The sequence below is a fragment of the Citrobacter pasteurii genome, from assembly GCF_019047765.1.
Classification (GTDB): domain Bacteria; phylum Pseudomonadota; class Gammaproteobacteria; order Enterobacterales; family Enterobacteriaceae; genus Citrobacter; species Citrobacter pasteurii.
Genome location: NZ_CP077262.1, coordinates 3,782,370 through 3,798,459, shown reverse-complemented (window position 1 = coordinate 3,798,459; position 16,090 = coordinate 3,782,370). Strand labels below are relative to the sequence as shown.

The window sequence follows — 16,090 nt, the reverse complement described above, 5'->3', positions numbered from 1 at the left end:
GACATCATTACAGACCTTTAATATTTTCCGCTTCTAACTCGTTAAAGTATTTCAGCGTCTTCACTTTCAGTTCCATAGTGGAAGGCTCATCGCAGACCACAACCGCTTTCGGATGCAGTTGCAGACAGCTGATAGTCCACATGTGGTTAACGTTACCTTCAACAGCCGCCTGCAGCGCCTGGGCTTTCTGGTGACCCAGCACCAGGATCATTACTTCTTCAGCATCCAACAGGGTGCCCACGCCTACGGTCAGTGCATATTTAGGCACCTGGCTTACGTCGCCGTCAAAGAAGCGTGAGTTTGCTACGCGGGTGTCGTGGGTCAGCGTTTTGATACGAGTACGGGAAGCTAAAGAAGAAGCGGGTTCGTTGAACGCAATGTGTCCATCGTTACCAACGCCGCCCATAAACAGATGGATTTTACCGTAAGAACGGATTTTCTCTTCATACTGACGGCATTCTGCATCAATATCCGGCGCGTTACCATTGAGCAGGTTGATGTTTTCTGCTGGAATATCAACATGATCAAAGAAGTTACGGTGCATAAAGCTGTGATAGCTTTCCGGATGCTCTTTCGGCAGACCAACATATTCGTCCATGTTGAAAGTGACAACATGTTTGAAGCTCACCTGGCCCGCTTTGTGCATTTCGACTAATGCTTTATAGGCAGTCAGCGGAGTGCCGCCAGTCGGCAGGCCCAGAACGAACGGACGATCTGCCGTTGGTTTGAACGCGTTAATACGGTTAACGATATGGCGAGCAGCCCATTTGCCGACTTGTTCAGCGGTATTCAGGGGGATCAGTCTCATTCTTCACCTCAAAAGTAAATGTAAGCAGTTGGCGGATTGAGTCTCTGTGCAGTATTAAGCGTAACCTGGTTTTGCATCGGTAAGGATCAATCCGTTTCGATTTTTTGAATGATAAAATAAGTTTTCGTAGTTAGCCAGTGCAAGGGAGGGTTAATAACGATATTTGGTGATTGTAATCACAAAAAACACGCTTTTAATTTGCGATACGAATTAATTTTTCACACACTCTGAATGTAGATGAATGGTTAATGTTGTTGTTCCAAAATCTCTTGCTGTTGCAGTCAGGAATGGTCGCACAATAAAAATATGGCTTCAAAGGAGCCTAATCGGGGTCTCGTAGGGGGAATAAAATGAATATTTTAGGTTTTTTCCAGCGGCTGGGTAGGGCGTTACAGCTCCCCATCGCGGTGCTGCCAGTCGCGGCACTGTTGCTGCGATTTGGCCAACCAGATTTACTGAATGTACCCTTCATCGCGCAAGCGGGTGGGGCTATCTTTGATAACCTCGCGTTAATATTTGCGATCGGTGTTGCTTCCAGCTGGTCAAAAGACAGCGCAGGTGCAGCAGCGCTGGCAGGTGCGGTCGGTTATTTCATATTGACCAAAGCAATGGTTACCATTAACCCTGCAATCAATATGGGCGTGCTGGCTGGTATCATCACCGGTCTGGTCGGCGGTGCCGTGTATAACCGCTGGTCTGGCATCAAACTGCCTGATTTCCTGAGCTTCTTCGGCGGCAAACGTTTTGTACCCATCGCCACGGGCTTCTTCTGTTTGATACTGGCTGCTATCTTCGGCTACGTGTGGCCGCCGGTGCAGAACGCCATCCATGCGGGTGGTGAGTGGATCGTGGGCGCTGGCGCGCTGGGCTCTGGTATTTTTGGCTTCATCAACCGTCTGCTGATCCCAACCGGCCTGCATCAGGTGCTGAACACTATCGCCTGGTTCCAGATTGGCGAATTCACTAACGCTGCAGGTACCGTATTCCACGGTGATATTAACCGCTTCTACGCGGGTGACGGCACTGCGGGTATGTTCATGTCTGGCTTCTTCCCGATCATGATGTTTGGTCTGCCGGGTGCGGCACTGGCGATGTACTTCGCCGCGCCGAAAGCGCGTCGTCCGATGGTCGGCGGCATGCTGCTGTCCGTTGCTATCACCGCATTCCTGACCGGTGTTACCGAGCCGCTGGAATTCCTGTTTATGTTCCTGGCTCCGTTGCTGTACCTCCTGCACGCCGTTCTGACGGGTATCAGTCTGTTCGTTGCGACGCTGTTGGGGATCCATGCGGGCTTCTCCTTCTCCGCAGGTGCTATCGACTACGTGTTGATGTACAACCTGCCGGCTGCAAGTAAGAACGTCTGGATGCTGGTCGCCATGGGTCTGGTGTTCTTCGTTATCTACTTCATCCTGTTCAGCGCGGTTATTCGTATGTTTAACCTGAAAACGCCGGGCCGCGAAGATAAAGAAGACGAGATTGTTACTGACGAAGCGAACAGCAATACCGAAGAAGGTTTAGCTCAACTGGCAACCAACTACATTGCAGCGGTTGGCGGTACGGATAACCTGAAAGCGATTGATGCCTGTATCACCCGTCTGCGTTTGACCGTTGGCGATTCTGCCCGCGTCAATGATGCGATGTGCAAACGCTTAGGCGCGTCGGGTGTGGTTAAGCTGAACAAACAAACTATTCAGGTCATCGTGGGTGCGAAAGCTGAATCTATCGGCGACGAAATGAAGAAAGTTGTCGCACGCGGCCCGGTTGCGGCAGCGTCTACTGACAAAGCCCCGACAGCGGCTGCCCCGGTTGCAAAACCGCAGGCGGTAGCGAATGCAGCCACCATTGAAGCGCTGGTTTCTCCGATTACCGGTGATGTGGTTGCACTGGAGCAGGTGCCTGATGAAGCATTCGCCAGCAAAGCTGTAGGTGACGGCGTGGCGGTAAAACCAACGGATAAAATCGTGGTTTCTCCGGCAGCGGGTACTATTGTGAAAATCTTCAACACCAACCATGCGTTCTGTCTGGAAACGGAAAAAGGCGCGGAAATCGTGGTCCATATGGGTATCGATACCGTGGCGCTGGAAGGTAAAGGCTTTAAACGTCTGGTTGAAGAAGGTGCGGTTGTTGCAGCAGGTCAGCCGATTCTGGAAATGGATCTGGAATACCTGAACGCCAACGCACGTTCCATGATTAGTCCGGTTGTTTGCAGCAATAGCGATGATTTCGGTGGTCTGGTTGTTAAAGCCGAAGGTCATGTGGTTGCCGGTCAAACACCACTGTACGAGATTAAAGGTAAATAACTGCTCCTGAGTAAAGTGAGTTAAGTGCCTTAAGCGGCGGGGGATAGTCCTCCGCCGCTTTTTTTTGCAGCAAATGCCCTCATATATCCTGTTGAAACACCTTTTTTGTGCAACTAATAGTTGTCTCCTGACGTCGCTTATAAGATCATGTTCCGTTATACGTTGTTTACGCTTTGAGGAATCCACGATGAGTGAGGCTGAAGCCCGCCCGAGTAACTTTATTCGTCAGATCATCGATGAAGATCTGGCCAGTGGTAAGCACACCACTATCCATACACGTTTTCCGCCGGAGCCAAATGGCTATCTGCACATTGGCCACGCGAAATCCATTTGTCTGAACTTTGGCATTGCGCAAGATTACCAGGGCCAGTGCAACCTGCGTTTTGATGACACCAACCCGGTAAAAGAAGATATCGAGTACGTTGAGTCGATTAAAAACGACGTTGAATGGTTAGGTTTCCACTGGACTGGCGACATTCGCTACTCTTCGGATTACTTCGATCAGCTTCACGCCTATGCGGTAGAGCTTATTAATAAAGGCCTGGCGTACGTTGACGAACTGTCAGCGGAAGAAATTCGCGAATACCGTGGCACGTTGACTCAGCCGGGTAAAAACAGCCCGTTCCGCGATCGCAGCGTTGAAGAAAACCTCGTGCTGTTTGAAAAAATGCGTACCGGTGGTTTTGAAGAAGGTAAAGCCTGCCTGCGTGCGAAAATCGATATGGCTTCGCCGTTTATCGTGATGCGCGATCCGGTGCTGTACCGTATTAAGTTCGCTGAACACCACCAGACAGGCAACAAGTGGTGCATCTACCCGATGTACGACTTTACCCACTGCATCAGCGATGCGCTGGAAGGCATCACGCATTCCCTGTGTACGCTGGAGTTCCAGGATAACCGTCGTCTGTATGACTGGGTGCTGGACAACATCACCATTCCGGTTCACCCGCGCCAGTACGAGTTCTCGCGCCTGAATCTGGAATACACCGTGATGTCCAAGCGTAAGCTGAACCTGCTGGTAACCGACAAGCACGTTGAAGGCTGGGACGATCCGCGCATGCCGACTATCTCGGGTCTGCGCCGTCGCGGTTACACGGCTGCTGCAATTCGTGAGTTCTGCAAACGTATTGGCGTGACCAAGCAGGACAACACCATTGAGATCGCTTCTCTGGAATCCTGCATCCGTGAAGATCTGAACGAAAACGCCCCGCGCGCGATGGCAGTTATCGATCCGGTGAAACTGATTATCGAAAACTACCCGCAGGGCGAAAGCGAACTGGTCACCATGCCTAACCATCCGAACAAACCGGAAATGGGCAGCCGTGAAGTGCCGTTTAGCGGTGAAATCTGGATCGACAGGGCAGACTTCCGCGAAGAAGCGAACAAGCAGTACAAGCGTCTGGTGATGGGCAAAGAAGTGCGTCTGCGTAATGCTTACGTGATCAAAGCTGAACGTGTCGAGAAAGATGCACAAGGGAATATCACCACCATTTTCTGCACCTATGATGCCGATACCCTGAGCAAAGATCCGGCCGATGGTCGTAAAGTTAAAGGCGTTATTCACTGGGTGAGCGCGTCCCATGCGCTGCCGATTGAAATCCGTCTTTACGATCGCCTGTTTAGCGTACCAAACCCTGGCGCGGCGGAAGACTTCCTGTCCGTCATTAACCCAGAGTCGCTGGTGATTAAGCACGGTTACGGTGAGCCGTCGCTGCAGGCTGCGGTTGCAGGCAAAGCGTTCCAGTTCGAGCGTGAAGGGTACTTCTGCCTCGACAGCCGCTATGCAACAGCAGACAAGCTGGTGTTTAACCGCACCGTTGGTCTGCGCGACACGTGGGCTAAAGTCGGCGAATAAGTCGCTACGCATCCAGTCTAAACGCCGCATTCATGCGGCGTTTTTTTCGCAAAAAAACCGTACGCCAGGCTCCGTTTGCGGAGCGAATTAATTACATGTCTGTAATAATGGAATGGCTGAATATTTTTACGTTTAAATAACCTACCTCAATATGAAATAGGCTGAAACCGATTTCATCCTCATGGAAAACAAGCAATTTTTTCAATTTTTCAACGCTTTTTTATCTGTCGATGAAAATGTAACAGAAAGCAATCAAATATGTGCGGTTGCTCATACTATTACATACTCGTTACAGAAAGAGATTGATAATTCGCGTCGCGAAAAATAGTCTATTCATTGTAGTCAATGAGGTTTTCTCAGTGCTACTTTTTTTAATTTTTGCTTTTTCGCTGTCCGCTTTTATCGGCAGCATTTTATACGTCAAAGAGGATTAACATATGCGTACGTTTAGTGGCAAACGTAGTACGCTGGCGCTGGCTATCGCCGGTATCACAGCAATGTCGGGTTTTGTTGTCGCTCCCCAGGTTCACGCCGAAGGTTTTATTGATGACTCGACCTTAACCGGCGGCATCTATTACTGGCAGCGTGAGCGTGACCGTAAAGATGTGACCGATCACGACAAATACAAAACCAACCTTTCTCACTCCACCTGGAACGCTAACCTCGACTTCCAGTCCGGTTATGCGGCCGATATGTTTGGTATTGATATCGCAGCATTCACTGCTATTGAAATGAACGAAAGTAGCGAAAGCGGCCATCCAAACGAAATCGCATTCTCTTCAAAAAATAAAGGCTATGACGAAGATTACTCCGGCGATAAGAGCGGGATTAGCCTGTATAAAGCGGCAGCCAAATTCAAATTTGGCCCAACCTGGGCACGCGCGGGTTATATTCAGCCGACCGGACAAACTCTGCTGGCACCACACTGGAGCTTTATGCCTGGTACCTATCAGGGTGCTGAAGCCGGTGCCAACTTCGATTATGGCGATGCGGGTGCGCTGAGCTTCTCCTATATGTGGGCTAACGAATATAAAGCGCCGTGGCACACCGAAGTCGATAAATTCTATCAGGCTGATAAAAAGACCAGCGTTGATTACCTGCATTCAATCGGCGCGAAATATGACTTCAAAAATAACCTGTTGCTGGAAGCGGCATTTGGTCAGTCTGAAGGCTACGTCGATCAGTACTTCGCCAAAGCCAGCTACAAATTCGATTTAGGCGGTAACCCGTTTACTACCAGCTATCAATTCTACGGCGCACGTGACAAAGTTGACGATCGCACCGTGAACGATATTTATGACGGCACGGCCTGGCTGCAGGCGCTGACCTTCGGTTATAAAGTAGCGGAAGTGGTTGATCTGCGACTGGAAGGGACCTGGGTTAAAGCTGACGGGCAGCAGGGCTACTTCCTGCAGCGTATGACCCCGACCTATGCGTCTTCAAACGGTCGTCTGGACGTTTGGTGGGATAACCGCTCTGACTTCAACGCCAACGGCGAAAAGGCCGTGTTCTTCGGCGCGATGTATGACCTGAAGAACTGGAACCTGCCTGGCTGGGCTGTGGGGGCATCATACGTTTACGCGTGGGATGCTAAACCGGCTACCTGGCAGCTCAACCCGGATGCGTACTACGACAAAAATCGTACTATCGAAGAGTCGTCTTACAGCCTGGATGCGGTCTATACCCTGCAGGACGGCCGTGCGAAGGGCACTATGTTTAAACTGCACTTCACCCAGTACGACAACCATTCAGATATTCCGAGCTGGGGCGGTGGTTACGGCAACATCTTCCAGGATGAGCGCGACGTGAAATTCATCGTTATTGCGCCGTTCACCATCTTCTAATGCCGACAGCGGCAGGCCGCAAGCCTGCCGTTTTGTTGAGGAGCGTGTTATGAAAAAGCTGATACTCATCGCCGTCATGGCATCAGGGCTGGTTGCTTGCGCGCAATCACCCGCGCCGAAAGAAGATAGCCGTCTTAAAGAAGCCTATAGCGCGTGTATCAATACCGCGCAGGGCTCGCCGGAGAAAATCGAAGCCTGCCAAAGCGTGTTGAATGTGCTGAAGAAAGAAAAACAGCACCAGCAGTTTGCGAATGAAGAAAGCGTGCGCGTACTGGATTACCAACAGTGTATCCAGGCAACGCGTACGGGTAACGATCAATCCGTTAAGGCCGATTGTGATAAGGTCTGGCAGGAAATTCGCAGTAATAATACGGCGAAATAAAACGTGGTATGAACAACAACGGGCGGAGAGATTTCTTCGCCCGTTTGCATTTTAGCGTCGTTTTTCAATTGCCCACTTGAGTAATGCCGCACAACGGTAAAATCCATGGGCAAATTTTCCGTAAGGAATGGTCAGAAAGAGCGCCATGACCACGCCGAGGTGAATGGCGAGCAAAATAGCCATCCATGACGTGTCTCTTCCCGCCAGCAGCGCTAAACCGGTCAGACTGGTCAGCAGCAGCAGTAAAATAAAACCGCGATCCATTGGCTTTTGCCGTGCGTCGCCATGTAGCGGTGAGCGCTTAATGTTCAGCCATAACAAACCAGCCGGGCCGACAACCAGGCCAATGCCACCCAACGTGCCCAGCATGACCGGAGCGCTGAAGAACGGATAGGGTGCTTCTATACCTGCGAAATAGTGATAGCCCGTCGCCACCACGGTGGCGGCAAAGCAGAGCATAAAACCGTAGAAGGTGAAGTGATGGAAGCGGCGGCGCATCAGGGTGAAGGCATCATCCGCTTCGTTACACCCTTTACCGTGCCCACCATCGAGATACTTTAGTGTCAGCGCATTGTGTGAGGCTTCAGCAATTTCGACGGAACGCGGCATCCCCGGAGAAATCTCGCGCCAGAAGCGGATAACGCCCGCCATCAGCAGACCTATCGCCAGAATAAATACCGAACCAAACATCCAGGCCAGCAGGTTATGCGGGAAAATTTGGTAGAAATCTCCGGCCAGCGGAGGATGGAGTAACGAGCCTTTTAACCCCATGGCGAGCAGTAAAAACAGGAGCAGACCGAAAACCAGCGACAGCGTTACGGTCATGCCAGCCCGGCGATAAAGCGCGCCAAAGGCGGCGGGTTGCGTATAGTGTTGATAGGTTTCCAGCCGGACTTCCGCCATCGCCTTCGGCACGTTGATGGCAAACTCATGGGGCGGTGCGTATTGACACGCGTGCAGGCAGGCGCCGCAGTTATGGCACAGGTTCGCCAGATAGTTGATATCCGCTTTACCGAATTCCAGACGCTGAGTCATCGCCGGGAACACGGCGCAAAAACCCTCGCAATAGCGACAGGCGTTGCAGACTTGCATCACACGCTCAACTTCTGCTTCCGGCTCGGTAAGCATTTTCGCTTCAATAATTAATTGCTCAAGCTGTTTCATGATGAGCCTCCTCACGCGCTGCCAGTGCGGCTTCTTTTCCGGCAATGCGGCCAAAAGTGGTGCCGATCGACATGCCTACGCCTGCGGTGTAGCCTTTTCCCAGCACGTTGCCCGCCATCATCTCTCCGGCGACGAACAGATTGCGACTTGGAAGCCCGGCAAAATGCACCGCGGCGTGTTCATTCACCTTTAACCCCAGGTAGGTGAAGGTGATCCCCGGACGTAAGGCATAGCCATAGTAAGGTGGCGTATCCAGCGGTCGCGCCCAATGTGTTTTTGCCGGTGTCAGATTTTGTGTTGCACAGTTATCCAGAGTGGTGTGGTCAAAGCGGCCTGGCCGGCAGGCGCTGTTGTACTGCATGACAGTATGGGTAAAGCGCTCAGTATCCAGCCCCAACTGGCGTGCCAGCTCTGCTAACGTCTTGGCCTGTGCACCAGGAAAAACCGGGGGCATGAAGTGACCGATCGCTTTACTGTCGATAATGGAGTAACCAATTTGTCCGGGCTGGTGGGCGACCAGACGTCCCCAGATGGCGTAGCGTTTGGGCCAGAAATCCTCTCCTTCATCATAAAATCGTTCTGCATCGCGGTTCACTACGATGCCCAGAGAGACACAGTCCACGCGGGTGCAAATTCCGCCGTCATATAATGGTGCTCTGGCGTCAATGGCTACACAGTGTGACTGGGAGGGGGCGCCGATGATGTCTGCCCCTGCGTCGATCATAAATTTGAGCAATACCCCCTGATTAAAGCGCGTGCCGCGAATCAGGAAGTTATCCGCAGGCCACTCGCCGCGGTCATTTTCCCCCCAGGCTTCACGCAGCCATTCGCGGTTTGATTCAAACCCGCCAGCGGCAAGCACGCAGGATTTCGCTGTAATACGCTCTTTGCCCGCCAGCGCCGCCACGAACTCGCCGTTATGCAGTTCAAGTGCCTGTACCGGGGTGTTATAGCGGATTTGCACGCCTAACTTTTCTGCGCTGCGATAATAGGCATTCACGAGGGCTTTCCCGCCGCCCATAAAAAAGGCGTTGGTTCGCGCGACATGCAAAGCGCCAGAGAGAGGAGGTTGAAAATTCACGCCGTGCTGGCGCATCCAGTCGCGGCATTGGGAAGAGGTACGGATCACCAGCCGTGCCAGTGCTTCGTTGGTATTACCTTCTGTTACACGCCAGAGATCCTGCCAATACTCCTCTTCAGGATAGCTTTCCACCAGGACATCCTGTGGCGCATCATGCATACAGCGTAAATTACGCGTGTGTTGGGAATTTCCTCCGCGCCATTCACGCGGAGCCGCCTCAAGCAGCAGTACCGAAGCGCCTTGCTCCCGGGCGGTTAAGGCGGCACATAGTGCAGCATTGCCGCCGCCAATCACCAGAACATCAACCATCGCATACTCCATTACCACTATTACCACTTAACCAATTGTTAAGTTTGTAATTAAAATGTATACGAGTAAGTTGTGGGGACGCTATGACGTGATGCTAAACAGCCCTTTAATTATTGTAAAGAATCGCACCTGGCCAGTGTCCAGATTCCACCAGTTGATGCATTACTTTGGTTAGTACCACACGGGCAGCGAGACCTGCTGGGGTGAGTTCATCGTCAGAAAGGCTGACCAAAAAGTTGGGGCGACTCAGTATTGGATTATGGATGCCGATCACTCTTAGCGTCTCTTTATCGAGATGGGAAATTGCCGCACCGGGCTGAAGTGTTGCTCCAATTCCGCTGCGAACGGCGTGCATCAGTAGCGTCAGGCCGTCAATTTCTGTGGCGATCTCAATGCGTAGCGCGTGTTCCTGACAAATCGCTTCCAGCCTGCCGCGCAGACCGTGGCCAGGGCTGGGCATGATCAATGGCATACGTGCCAATTGGGCTGGGGCAATATTGTCATCGGTAATATCAGCCAGTAGGGCATGAGTACCAATTAAAAATAGCCGTTCTTCGAGAATCGGTCTGGCGCTCCAGCGTAGGATCTTTTCTTTTTGAAATACCACCGCCAGATCAATCTGGCGGGTATTAATCATTCGCTCCAGGTTGCCAGAGAGGCTTTCCACTACATGCAGGCGGACATCACTATAGGTTTCTCGCATGGCGTTGATGAAAGGCATGCCGAGAACGGAAGCGGTACTGGGGGCCATGCCAACGCTGACGTGCCCGGAAAGTCTGGCCTCCCGTGCGGCGAGGATCGCATCGTCTGCGTGACGGAGCGCCAGCTGCGCCTGGGCGTAAAATGCCAGCCCGGCGCTGGTGGGCGTCACGCCGCGCGAGGTGCGTTGCAGCAGGCGAATAGCAAGTTCGTTTTCCAGACGCGACATCTGCTGGCTGAGTGCCGAAACCCCAATATTGAGATCGAGCGCCGCGCTACCCATGCTGCCGGTTTCGACAATGCGCACAAAATAACGTAGCTGGCGAAGTTCCATTTCGACTCTCCGGAAGGGACAATTGATTTTTACATTAAAGCAACACAAGAGTGGAGGGAAGGGGAAACGTACTGATAACGCGCATAAAAAAGCCAACCGGATGGTTGGCTTTTCAGAAAGCATTACATTACTTGCCGTCGTGCGCGTGCTCATCTTCGCGGCAATCACCTTCGGCGCAGTGACCGTAAAGATACAGGCTATGGTTGGTTAAACGAATACCATGTTTAGCCGCAATCTCACGCTGGCGCGCTTCGATGGAATCATCGCTGAACTCGACCACTTTGCCGCAGTCGAGGCAAATGAGGTGATCGTGATGATGCTGTTGAGTCAGTTCGAAGACGGATTTACCACCTTCAAAATTATGGCGGGTCACGATACCGGCATCATCAAACTGGTTCAGCACGCGATACACGGTCGCCAGACCAATTTCTTCACCCATATCGATCAGGCGTTTGTATAAGTCTTCCGCACTGACGTGATGGTTATCCGGTTCCTGAAGAACTTCCAGAATTTTTAAACGAGGAAGCGTTACTTTCAGGCCAGCTTTCTTTAATGCGGTATTGTTGTCAGTCATGCGGAATCTGTCCTGTAGCTAAACGATTCACTTCATTAACAGAAGTGACAGAAATTGCACTTGAGATAATGCGATTCATTATAGAACTGCCATGGCTAAATGAAAACTGCAAGTCTCTGGCATAAATTGTTAATCAAAACGTGGTATCGCCGACAAACACACTGTGCAACACCCGATTGGCATCCAGCCATTGTACAGGGTCAGACGAAAAAGTTACAAATTTGTAGCAATTATTTTGATTGGTTTTATCTATTGATGCGGCGCAGATGAATATCTACGCCGCACGAAATCAGGCATTGATGATTTCGTCGAGGTGCAGCTCTTCAGCGATCTGCTTAACCCATTTTTCTACGCGTTCAGCGGTCAGTTCCGGCTGGCGATCTTCATCGATAGCCAGACCGACAAAGTGGTCGTCATCTGCCAGACCTTTGGACGCTTCGAAATGGTAACCCGCCGTTGGCCAGTGGCCGACGATGGTGGCGCCGCGCGGCTCGATGATGTCGCGGATGGTGCCTAACGCATCACAGAAATATTCTGCGTAATCTTCCTGGTCGCCACAGCCGAACAATGCCACCAGTTTACCGTTAAAATCAATGTCTTCGAGAGTAGGGAAGAAGTCGTCCCAGTCGCACTGCGCTTCACCGTAGTACCAGGTTGGGATGCCGAGCAACAGAATGTCATACCCTTCCAGGTCTTCTTTGCTGCTTTTTGCAATGTCATGAACATCGGCTACGTCTTTACCAAGCTGTTTTTGAATCATTTTTGCGATATTTTCGGTATTACCGGTGTCGCTGCCGAAAAAGATGCCAGTGATTGCCATGAGTAAAATAACCTCTTGAAACTTATTGAAATGGTGGTGGCGCATTGCCCACGGATAAGGGCAATCATAGCAGAACAGTCCGGCATGCGGAAACAGCAAACACGCAGGACTGCACTCTGTGCTACACGATTTATGATTTATACCCGTCATACTTCAAGTTTCAGGTGCGTTGGCTTTCCTCGCTCACCCCAGTCACGTACTTATGTACGCTCCTGGAGATTCGCTGCGTCACCGCCTTCCTGCAACTCGAATTATTTAGGGTATGGAGCAGAAATTCAGACTAAGCCTGACCGCGCAACGCGGTGAGTTGGTTCATCAGCATCTCTTCGATGAGTTCACTGCGACTCATGTTGCGCGCCTCGGCCAGCTCGTTCAGAGCGTCAACGGCATCGGCGTTCAGTTTCAGTTCGACACGCTTAAGCCCGCGAACTTTGTCGCGTTTAAGCTGATTACGTTTATTAATACGTAACTGTTCATCACGCGAAAGCGGATTGGTTTTGGGTCGTCCCGGGCGACGCTCCTGCGCGAACAGATCTAATGTCGTACGGTCCGTTTGTTCTTTGGCCATGATCTTGGTGACTTCGGGGAAACAATCAGCCAGGCGTCCGCCCGGATGGATAGCGCGCCATAATACATCAGCAGGAGAGGCGCGCCAACGCCCACGCGCGTAATCACGCGCGGACGCTGAGTTTTTAATCAGTTAACCTGCTCGCTCAGATAACGACGGATGGCGCGCAGCACCGCCTCCGGTTTTTCTGCATGCACCCAATGCCCCGCGCCGGCTATAACGTGCGCCCGGGCCTGCGGGAATTGCGCCAGCAGTTGGTCACGATACGCTTCGGTAACATAGGGTGAATTGCCACCCGGGATAAACAGCGCCGGGTGTTCCCACGCCGGAATGGTCTCCCAACCGACGATATGAGGATATTGATCCCACAGCACGGGAACATTAAAGCGCCACTCGCCGTCAACAAAGGATTTCAGCAGAAACTGGATCACGCCTTCTTCTTGCAGGTGCTGACGCATAACGCTCGCCGCCTGCTGGCGCGAAGAGGATTGCGCGTCGGTGACTGCGTTAATGGCAGCAAAAATCTCATCGTGGCGGCGAACATGGTAGTCAACGGGAGCAATGTCGATGGCGACCAGCCGTGCGACACGTTCAGGAGCCAGCGCAGTCAGCGCCATAACGGCTTTACCGCCCATCGAGTGTCCAATAAAGATCGCTTTTTCAATCTGCCGATCGTCCAGCGTATCCAGCAGATCTTGCGCCATGGCCGGATAATTCATCTCCGGTGAACGAGGGGAGAGGCCATGATTTCGCATATCAACCTGGATGATGTCGTGATCGGCCACCAGATCGCGTGCCAGGATCCCGAGGTTATCCAGACTGCCAAACAGGCCGTGAACCAGGACGATGGGAGAATTATTGTGCGGGTTTTGCGCAGATTGCGCTCGGATATTCAATTTCATGGCAAAGTTCTTTTTTTCACACTGACGGGTTAGGGTATCATGTTGACCATTCTGCCACATGGCTGCAATAACTACGGTTACTCCGAGTTTTGCTGGTCACCAGGCTTGACGCTATCCGCTGTTAGGATTTGCCTTTACACTACAGCGTGTAAAGTCCTGACAACTTGTATTCAGCCAAACATTGCACTGGATTAAGATGAAAACGATTGAAGTTGATGATGAACTCTATAGCTATATTGCCAGCCACACCAAGCATATTGGCGAGAGCGCATCCGACATTTTACGGCGTATGTTGAAGTTTTCCGCCGCATCACAGCCTGTCTCTCCGGTAGTAAAAGAGGTCCGCGCCGTGCAACCTGTCGTGGAAGCCAAGCCGGTCAACCCCGCGAAAGACAAAGTGCGCGCCATGCGTGAACTGCTGCTTTCCGATGAATATGCGGAACAGAAAAAAGCAGTGAATCGCTTTATGCTGGTGCTGTCTACACTCTATTCACTGGATCACAACGCGTTCGCCGAAGCAACGGAATCGTTGCACGGACGTACGCGCGTTTATTTTGCAGCGGATGAACAGACGCTGTTGAAAAATGGTAATCAAACCAAACCGAAGCACGTGCCAGGCACGCCATATTGGGTGATCACCAATACCAATACCGGCCGTAAATGCAGCATGGTTGAACACATCATGCAGTCAATGCAATTCCCCGCGGAGTTGATTGAAAAGGTTTGCGGAACAATTTAATCCTTGCATTAGAGGGACCAGGCAATGGCAATCCACAACCGTGCAGGTCAACCTGCACAACAGAGTGATTTGATTAATGTCGCCCAGTTAACGGCGCAATACTATGTACTAAAACCGACGGCAGGGAATGCGGAGCACGCGGTGAAGTTCGGTACATCCGGGCATCGCGGTAGTGCGGGTCGTCATAGTTTTAATGAGCCGCATATTCTGGCTATCGCTCAGGCGATTGCCGAAGAACGTGCGAAAAACGGGATTACTGGCCCGTGCTATGTGGGCAAGGATACCCACGCGTTGTCTGAACCGGCATTTATCTCTGTGTTGGAAGTGCTGGCAGCGAACGGTGTTGATGTCATCGTGCAGGAAAATAACGGCTTTACACCAACCCCTGCCGTGTCGAATGCTATCCTGGTCCACAATAAAAAAGGCGGTTCGCTGGCTGATGGCATTGTGATCACGCCGTCCCACAACCCGCCGGAAGACGGCGGCATTAAATACAATCCGCCAAACGGTGGCCCGGCAGATACCAACGTCACCAAAGTCGTAGAAGACAGGGCTAATGCACTGTTGGCTGACGGTCTGCAAGGCGTGAAGCGTATTCCGCTGGATGCCGCGCTGGCGTCCGGTCATGTTAAAGAACAAGACCTGGTTCAACCCTTCGTGGAAGGGCTGGCAGATATCGTTGATATGGCGGCAATCCAGAAAGCGGGTCTGACGCTGGGCGTTGATCCACTGGGTGGTTCTGGTATTGAATACTGGAAACGTATCGCTCAGCACTACAACCTGAATCTGACCCTCGTTAACGATCAGGTCGATCAGACTTTCCGCTTTATGCATCTTGATAAAGACGGCGCCATTCGTATGGACTGCTCCTCCGAGTGCGCGATGGCCGGTCTGCTGGCGCTGCGTGACAAGTTTGATTTGGCATTTGCCAATGACCCGGACTATGACCGTCACGGTATCGTAACGCCGGCTGGACTGATGAATCCGAACCACTATCTGGCGGTCGCGATCAACTACCTGTTCCAGCATCGCCCACAGTGGGGCAAAGATGTCGCTGTGGGTAAAACACTGGTGTCCTCCGCGATGATCGATCGTGTGGTGAACGACCTGGGACGTAAACTGGTCGAAGTGCCGGTGGGTTTCAAATGGTTCGTTGACGGTCTGTTTGACGGCAGCTTTGGCTTCGGCGGCGAAGAGAGCGCGGGCGCGTCCTTCCTGCGTTTCGACGGTACACCGTGGTCAACTGACAAAGATGGTATCATCATGTGTCTGCTGGCGGCTGAAATTACCGCAGTGACCGGTAAAAACCCGCAAGAGCACTACAACGAGCTGGCTGCTCGCTTTGGCGCACCGAGCTATAACCGAATTCAGGCTGGAGCCACTTCCGCGCAGAAAGCGGCGTTGTCTAAGCTCTCTCCGGAAATGGTGAGCGCCAGCACGCTGGCGGGCGACCCGATCACTGCGCGTCTGACGGCAGCGCCAGGCAACGGCGCATCGATTGGCGGCCTGAAGGTCATGACTGATAACGGTTGGTTTGCCGCACGTCCGTCCGGCACCGAAGACGCTTACAAGATCTACTGCGAAAGCTTCCTCGGTGAAGAACATCGCAAGCAGATTGAGAAAGAAGCGGTTGAGATTGTCAGCGAAGTATTGAAAAACGCATAAATCACCCGCCGGATAAGACGCTAGCGTCGTCATCCGGTATGAATGA

15 protein-coding genes are annotated in these 16,090 nt (G+C 52.0%); 6 read left to right on the top strand and 9 right to left on the bottom strand.

Annotation, left to right across the window (positions count from 1 at the left end):
• Positions 1–7 precede the first annotated feature (7 nt).
• A complete protein-coding gene (nagB, locus tag I6L54_RS18495; RefSeq protein ID WP_003022803.1) occupies positions 8–808 on the bottom strand; it encodes a glucosamine-6-phosphate deaminase in 801 nt (266 codons plus the stop codon).
• Positions 809–1,158: 350 nt separating this feature from the next.
• Here nagB and nagE point away from each other — a divergent pair, with 350 nt between their 5' ends.
• The 4 genes from nagE (at position 1,159) to I6L54_RS18475 (ending at position 7,189) form a co-directional block, all read left to right on the top strand.
• Positions 1,159–3,108: a PTS N-acetyl glucosamine transporter subunit IIABC gene (nagE, locus tag I6L54_RS18490; RefSeq protein WP_040232541.1), complete on the top strand. Its 1,950-nt coding sequence runs from the start codon at positions 1,159–1,161 to the stop codon at positions 3,106–3,108.
• A gap of 187 nt (positions 3,109–3,295) precedes the next feature.
• A complete protein-coding gene (gene glnS / locus I6L54_RS18485) occupies positions 3,296–4,963 on the top strand; it encodes a glutamine--tRNA ligase (RefSeq protein WP_040232540.1) in 1,668 nt (555 codons plus the stop codon).
• A 437-nt stretch (positions 4,964–5,400) separates the two neighbouring features.
• Positions 5,401–6,807, top strand: coding sequence for a chitoporin ChiP (gene chiP / locus I6L54_RS18480; protein WP_005121406.1), 1,407 nt, complete (start codon positions 5,401–5,403; stop codon positions 6,805–6,807).
• Positions 6,808–6,856: 49 nt separating this feature from the next.
• Positions 6,857–7,189: a ChiQ/YbfN family lipoprotein gene (locus I6L54_RS18475; protein ID WP_005121405.1), complete on the top strand. Its 333-nt coding sequence runs from the start codon at positions 6,857–6,859 to the stop codon at positions 7,187–7,189.
• 51 nt (positions 7,190–7,240) lie between these two features.
• Here the strand turns inward: I6L54_RS18475 and tcuB are convergent, their stop codons facing one another.
• The 8 genes from tcuB to ybfF all read right to left on the bottom strand — a co-directional run bounded on the left by tcuB (position 7,241) and on the right by ybfF (position 13,640).
• Complete coding sequence (tcuB, locus tag I6L54_RS18470) at positions 7,241–8,353, bottom strand: tricarballylate utilization 4Fe-4S protein TcuB (protein ID WP_040232537.1); 1,113 nt, start codon at positions 8,351–8,353, stop codon at positions 7,241–7,243.
• On the bottom strand, positions 8,340–9,743 hold the full coding sequence (tcuA, locus tag I6L54_RS18465; protein ID WP_005121403.1) for an FAD-dependent tricarballylate dehydrogenase TcuA: 1,404 nt from the start codon (positions 9,741–9,743) through the stop codon (positions 8,340–8,342). The genes tcuB and tcuA overlap by 14 nt, the downstream gene beginning before the upstream one ends.
• A gap of 106 nt (positions 9,744–9,849) precedes the next feature.
• Positions 9,850–10,776: a tricarballylate utilization LysR family transcriptional regulator TcuR gene (gene tcuR, locus I6L54_RS18460; protein WP_005121402.1), complete on the bottom strand. Its 927-nt coding sequence runs from the start codon at positions 10,774–10,776 to the stop codon at positions 9,850–9,852.
• Between the two features lie 127 nt (positions 10,777–10,903).
• Positions 10,904–11,350: a ferric iron uptake transcriptional regulator gene (gene fur, locus I6L54_RS18455; protein ID WP_003022836.1), complete on the bottom strand. Its 447-nt coding sequence runs from the start codon at positions 11,348–11,350 to the stop codon at positions 10,904–10,906.
• Positions 11,343–11,429 carry a ryhB-regulated fur leader peptide gene (locus I6L54_RS18450; protein WP_049259739.1) on the bottom strand — a complete coding sequence of 29 codons (87 nt, stop codon included), beginning with the start codon at positions 11,427–11,429 and terminating at the stop codon, positions 11,343–11,345. The genes fur and I6L54_RS18450 overlap by 8 nt, the downstream gene beginning before the upstream one ends.
• Positions 11,430–11,639: 210 nt before the next feature.
• Positions 11,640–12,170, bottom strand: coding sequence for a flavodoxin FldA (gene fldA, locus I6L54_RS18445; RefSeq protein ID WP_005121401.1), 531 nt, complete (start codon positions 12,168–12,170; stop codon positions 11,640–11,642).
• Positions 12,171–12,450: 280 nt separating this feature from the next.
• Positions 12,451–12,738 carry a LexA regulated protein gene (gene ybfE, locus I6L54_RS18440; protein ID WP_005121400.1) on the bottom strand — a complete coding sequence of 96 codons (288 nt, stop codon included), beginning with the start codon at positions 12,736–12,738 and terminating at the stop codon, positions 12,451–12,453.
• Positions 12,739–12,866: 128 nt separating this feature from the next.
• A complete protein-coding gene (ybfF, locus tag I6L54_RS18435) occupies positions 12,867–13,640 on the bottom strand; it encodes an esterase (protein WP_005121399.1) in 774 nt (257 codons plus the stop codon).
• A gap of 196 nt (positions 13,641–13,836) precedes the next feature.
• On the opposite strand from ybfF, the gene seqA reads away from it, so the two are divergent.
• Positions 13,837–14,379: a replication initiation negative regulator SeqA gene (seqA, locus tag I6L54_RS18430; protein WP_005121398.1), complete on the top strand. Its 543-nt coding sequence runs from the start codon at positions 13,837–13,839 to the stop codon at positions 14,377–14,379.
• A 24-nt stretch (positions 14,380–14,403) separates the two neighbouring features.
• The gene (gene pgm / locus I6L54_RS18425; RefSeq protein ID WP_005121397.1) at positions 14,404–16,044 is read left to right on the top strand and encodes a phosphoglucomutase (alpha-D-glucose-1,6-bisphosphate-dependent); all 1,641 of its coding nucleotides are present in this window, start codon (positions 14,404–14,406) and stop codon (positions 16,042–16,044) included.
• The last annotated feature ends 46 nt before the right edge of the window (positions 16,045–16,090 follow it).

Bases quoted from the DNA above. Each gene is read 5' to 3' on its own strand.
- nagB (WP_003022803.1), bottom strand. From the start codon at position 808: ATGAGACTGATCCCCCTGAATACCGCTGAACAAGTCGGCAAATGGGCT.
- nagE (WP_040232541.1), top strand. From the start codon at position 1,159: ATGAATATTTTAGGTTTTTTCCAGCGGCTGGGTAGGGCGTTACAGCTC.
- glnS (WP_040232540.1), top strand. From the start codon at position 3,296: ATGAGTGAGGCTGAAGCCCGCCCGAGTAACTTTATTCGTCAGATCATC.
- chiP (WP_005121406.1), top strand. From the start codon at position 5,401: ATGCGTACGTTTAGTGGCAAACGTAGTACGCTGGCGCTGGCTATCGCC.
- I6L54_RS18475 (WP_005121405.1), top strand. From the start codon at position 6,857: ATGAAAAAGCTGATACTCATCGCCGTCATGGCATCAGGGCTGGTTGCT.
- tcuB (WP_040232537.1), bottom strand. From the start codon at position 8,353: ATGAAACAGCTTGAGCAATTAATTATTGAAGCGAAAATGCTTACCGAG.
- tcuA (WP_005121403.1), bottom strand. From the start codon at position 9,743: ATGGTTGATGTTCTGGTGATTGGCGGCGGCAATGCTGCACTATGTGCC.
- tcuR (WP_005121402.1), bottom strand. From the start codon at position 10,776: ATGGAACTTCGCCAGCTACGTTATTTTGTGCGCATTGTCGAAACCGGC.
- fur (WP_003022836.1), bottom strand. From the start codon at position 11,350: ATGACTGACAACAATACCGCATTAAAGAAAGCTGGCCTGAAAGTAACG.
- I6L54_RS18450 (WP_049259739.1), bottom strand. From the start codon at position 11,429: ATGAATCGCATTATCTCAAGTGCAATTTCTGTCACTTCTGTTAATGAA.
- fldA (WP_005121401.1), bottom strand. From the start codon at position 12,170: ATGGCAATCACTGGCATCTTTTTCGGCAGCGACACCGGTAATACCGAA.
- ybfE (WP_005121400.1), bottom strand. From the start codon at position 12,738: ATGGCCAAAGAACAAACGGACCGTACGACATTAGATCTGTTCGCGCAG.
- ybfF (WP_005121399.1), bottom strand. From the start codon at position 13,640: ATGAAATTGAATATCCGAGCGCAATCTGCGCAAAACCCGCACAATAAT.
- seqA (WP_005121398.1), top strand. From the start codon at position 13,837: ATGAAAACGATTGAAGTTGATGATGAACTCTATAGCTATATTGCCAGC.
- pgm (WP_005121397.1), top strand. From the start codon at position 14,404: ATGGCAATCCACAACCGTGCAGGTCAACCTGCACAACAGAGTGATTTG.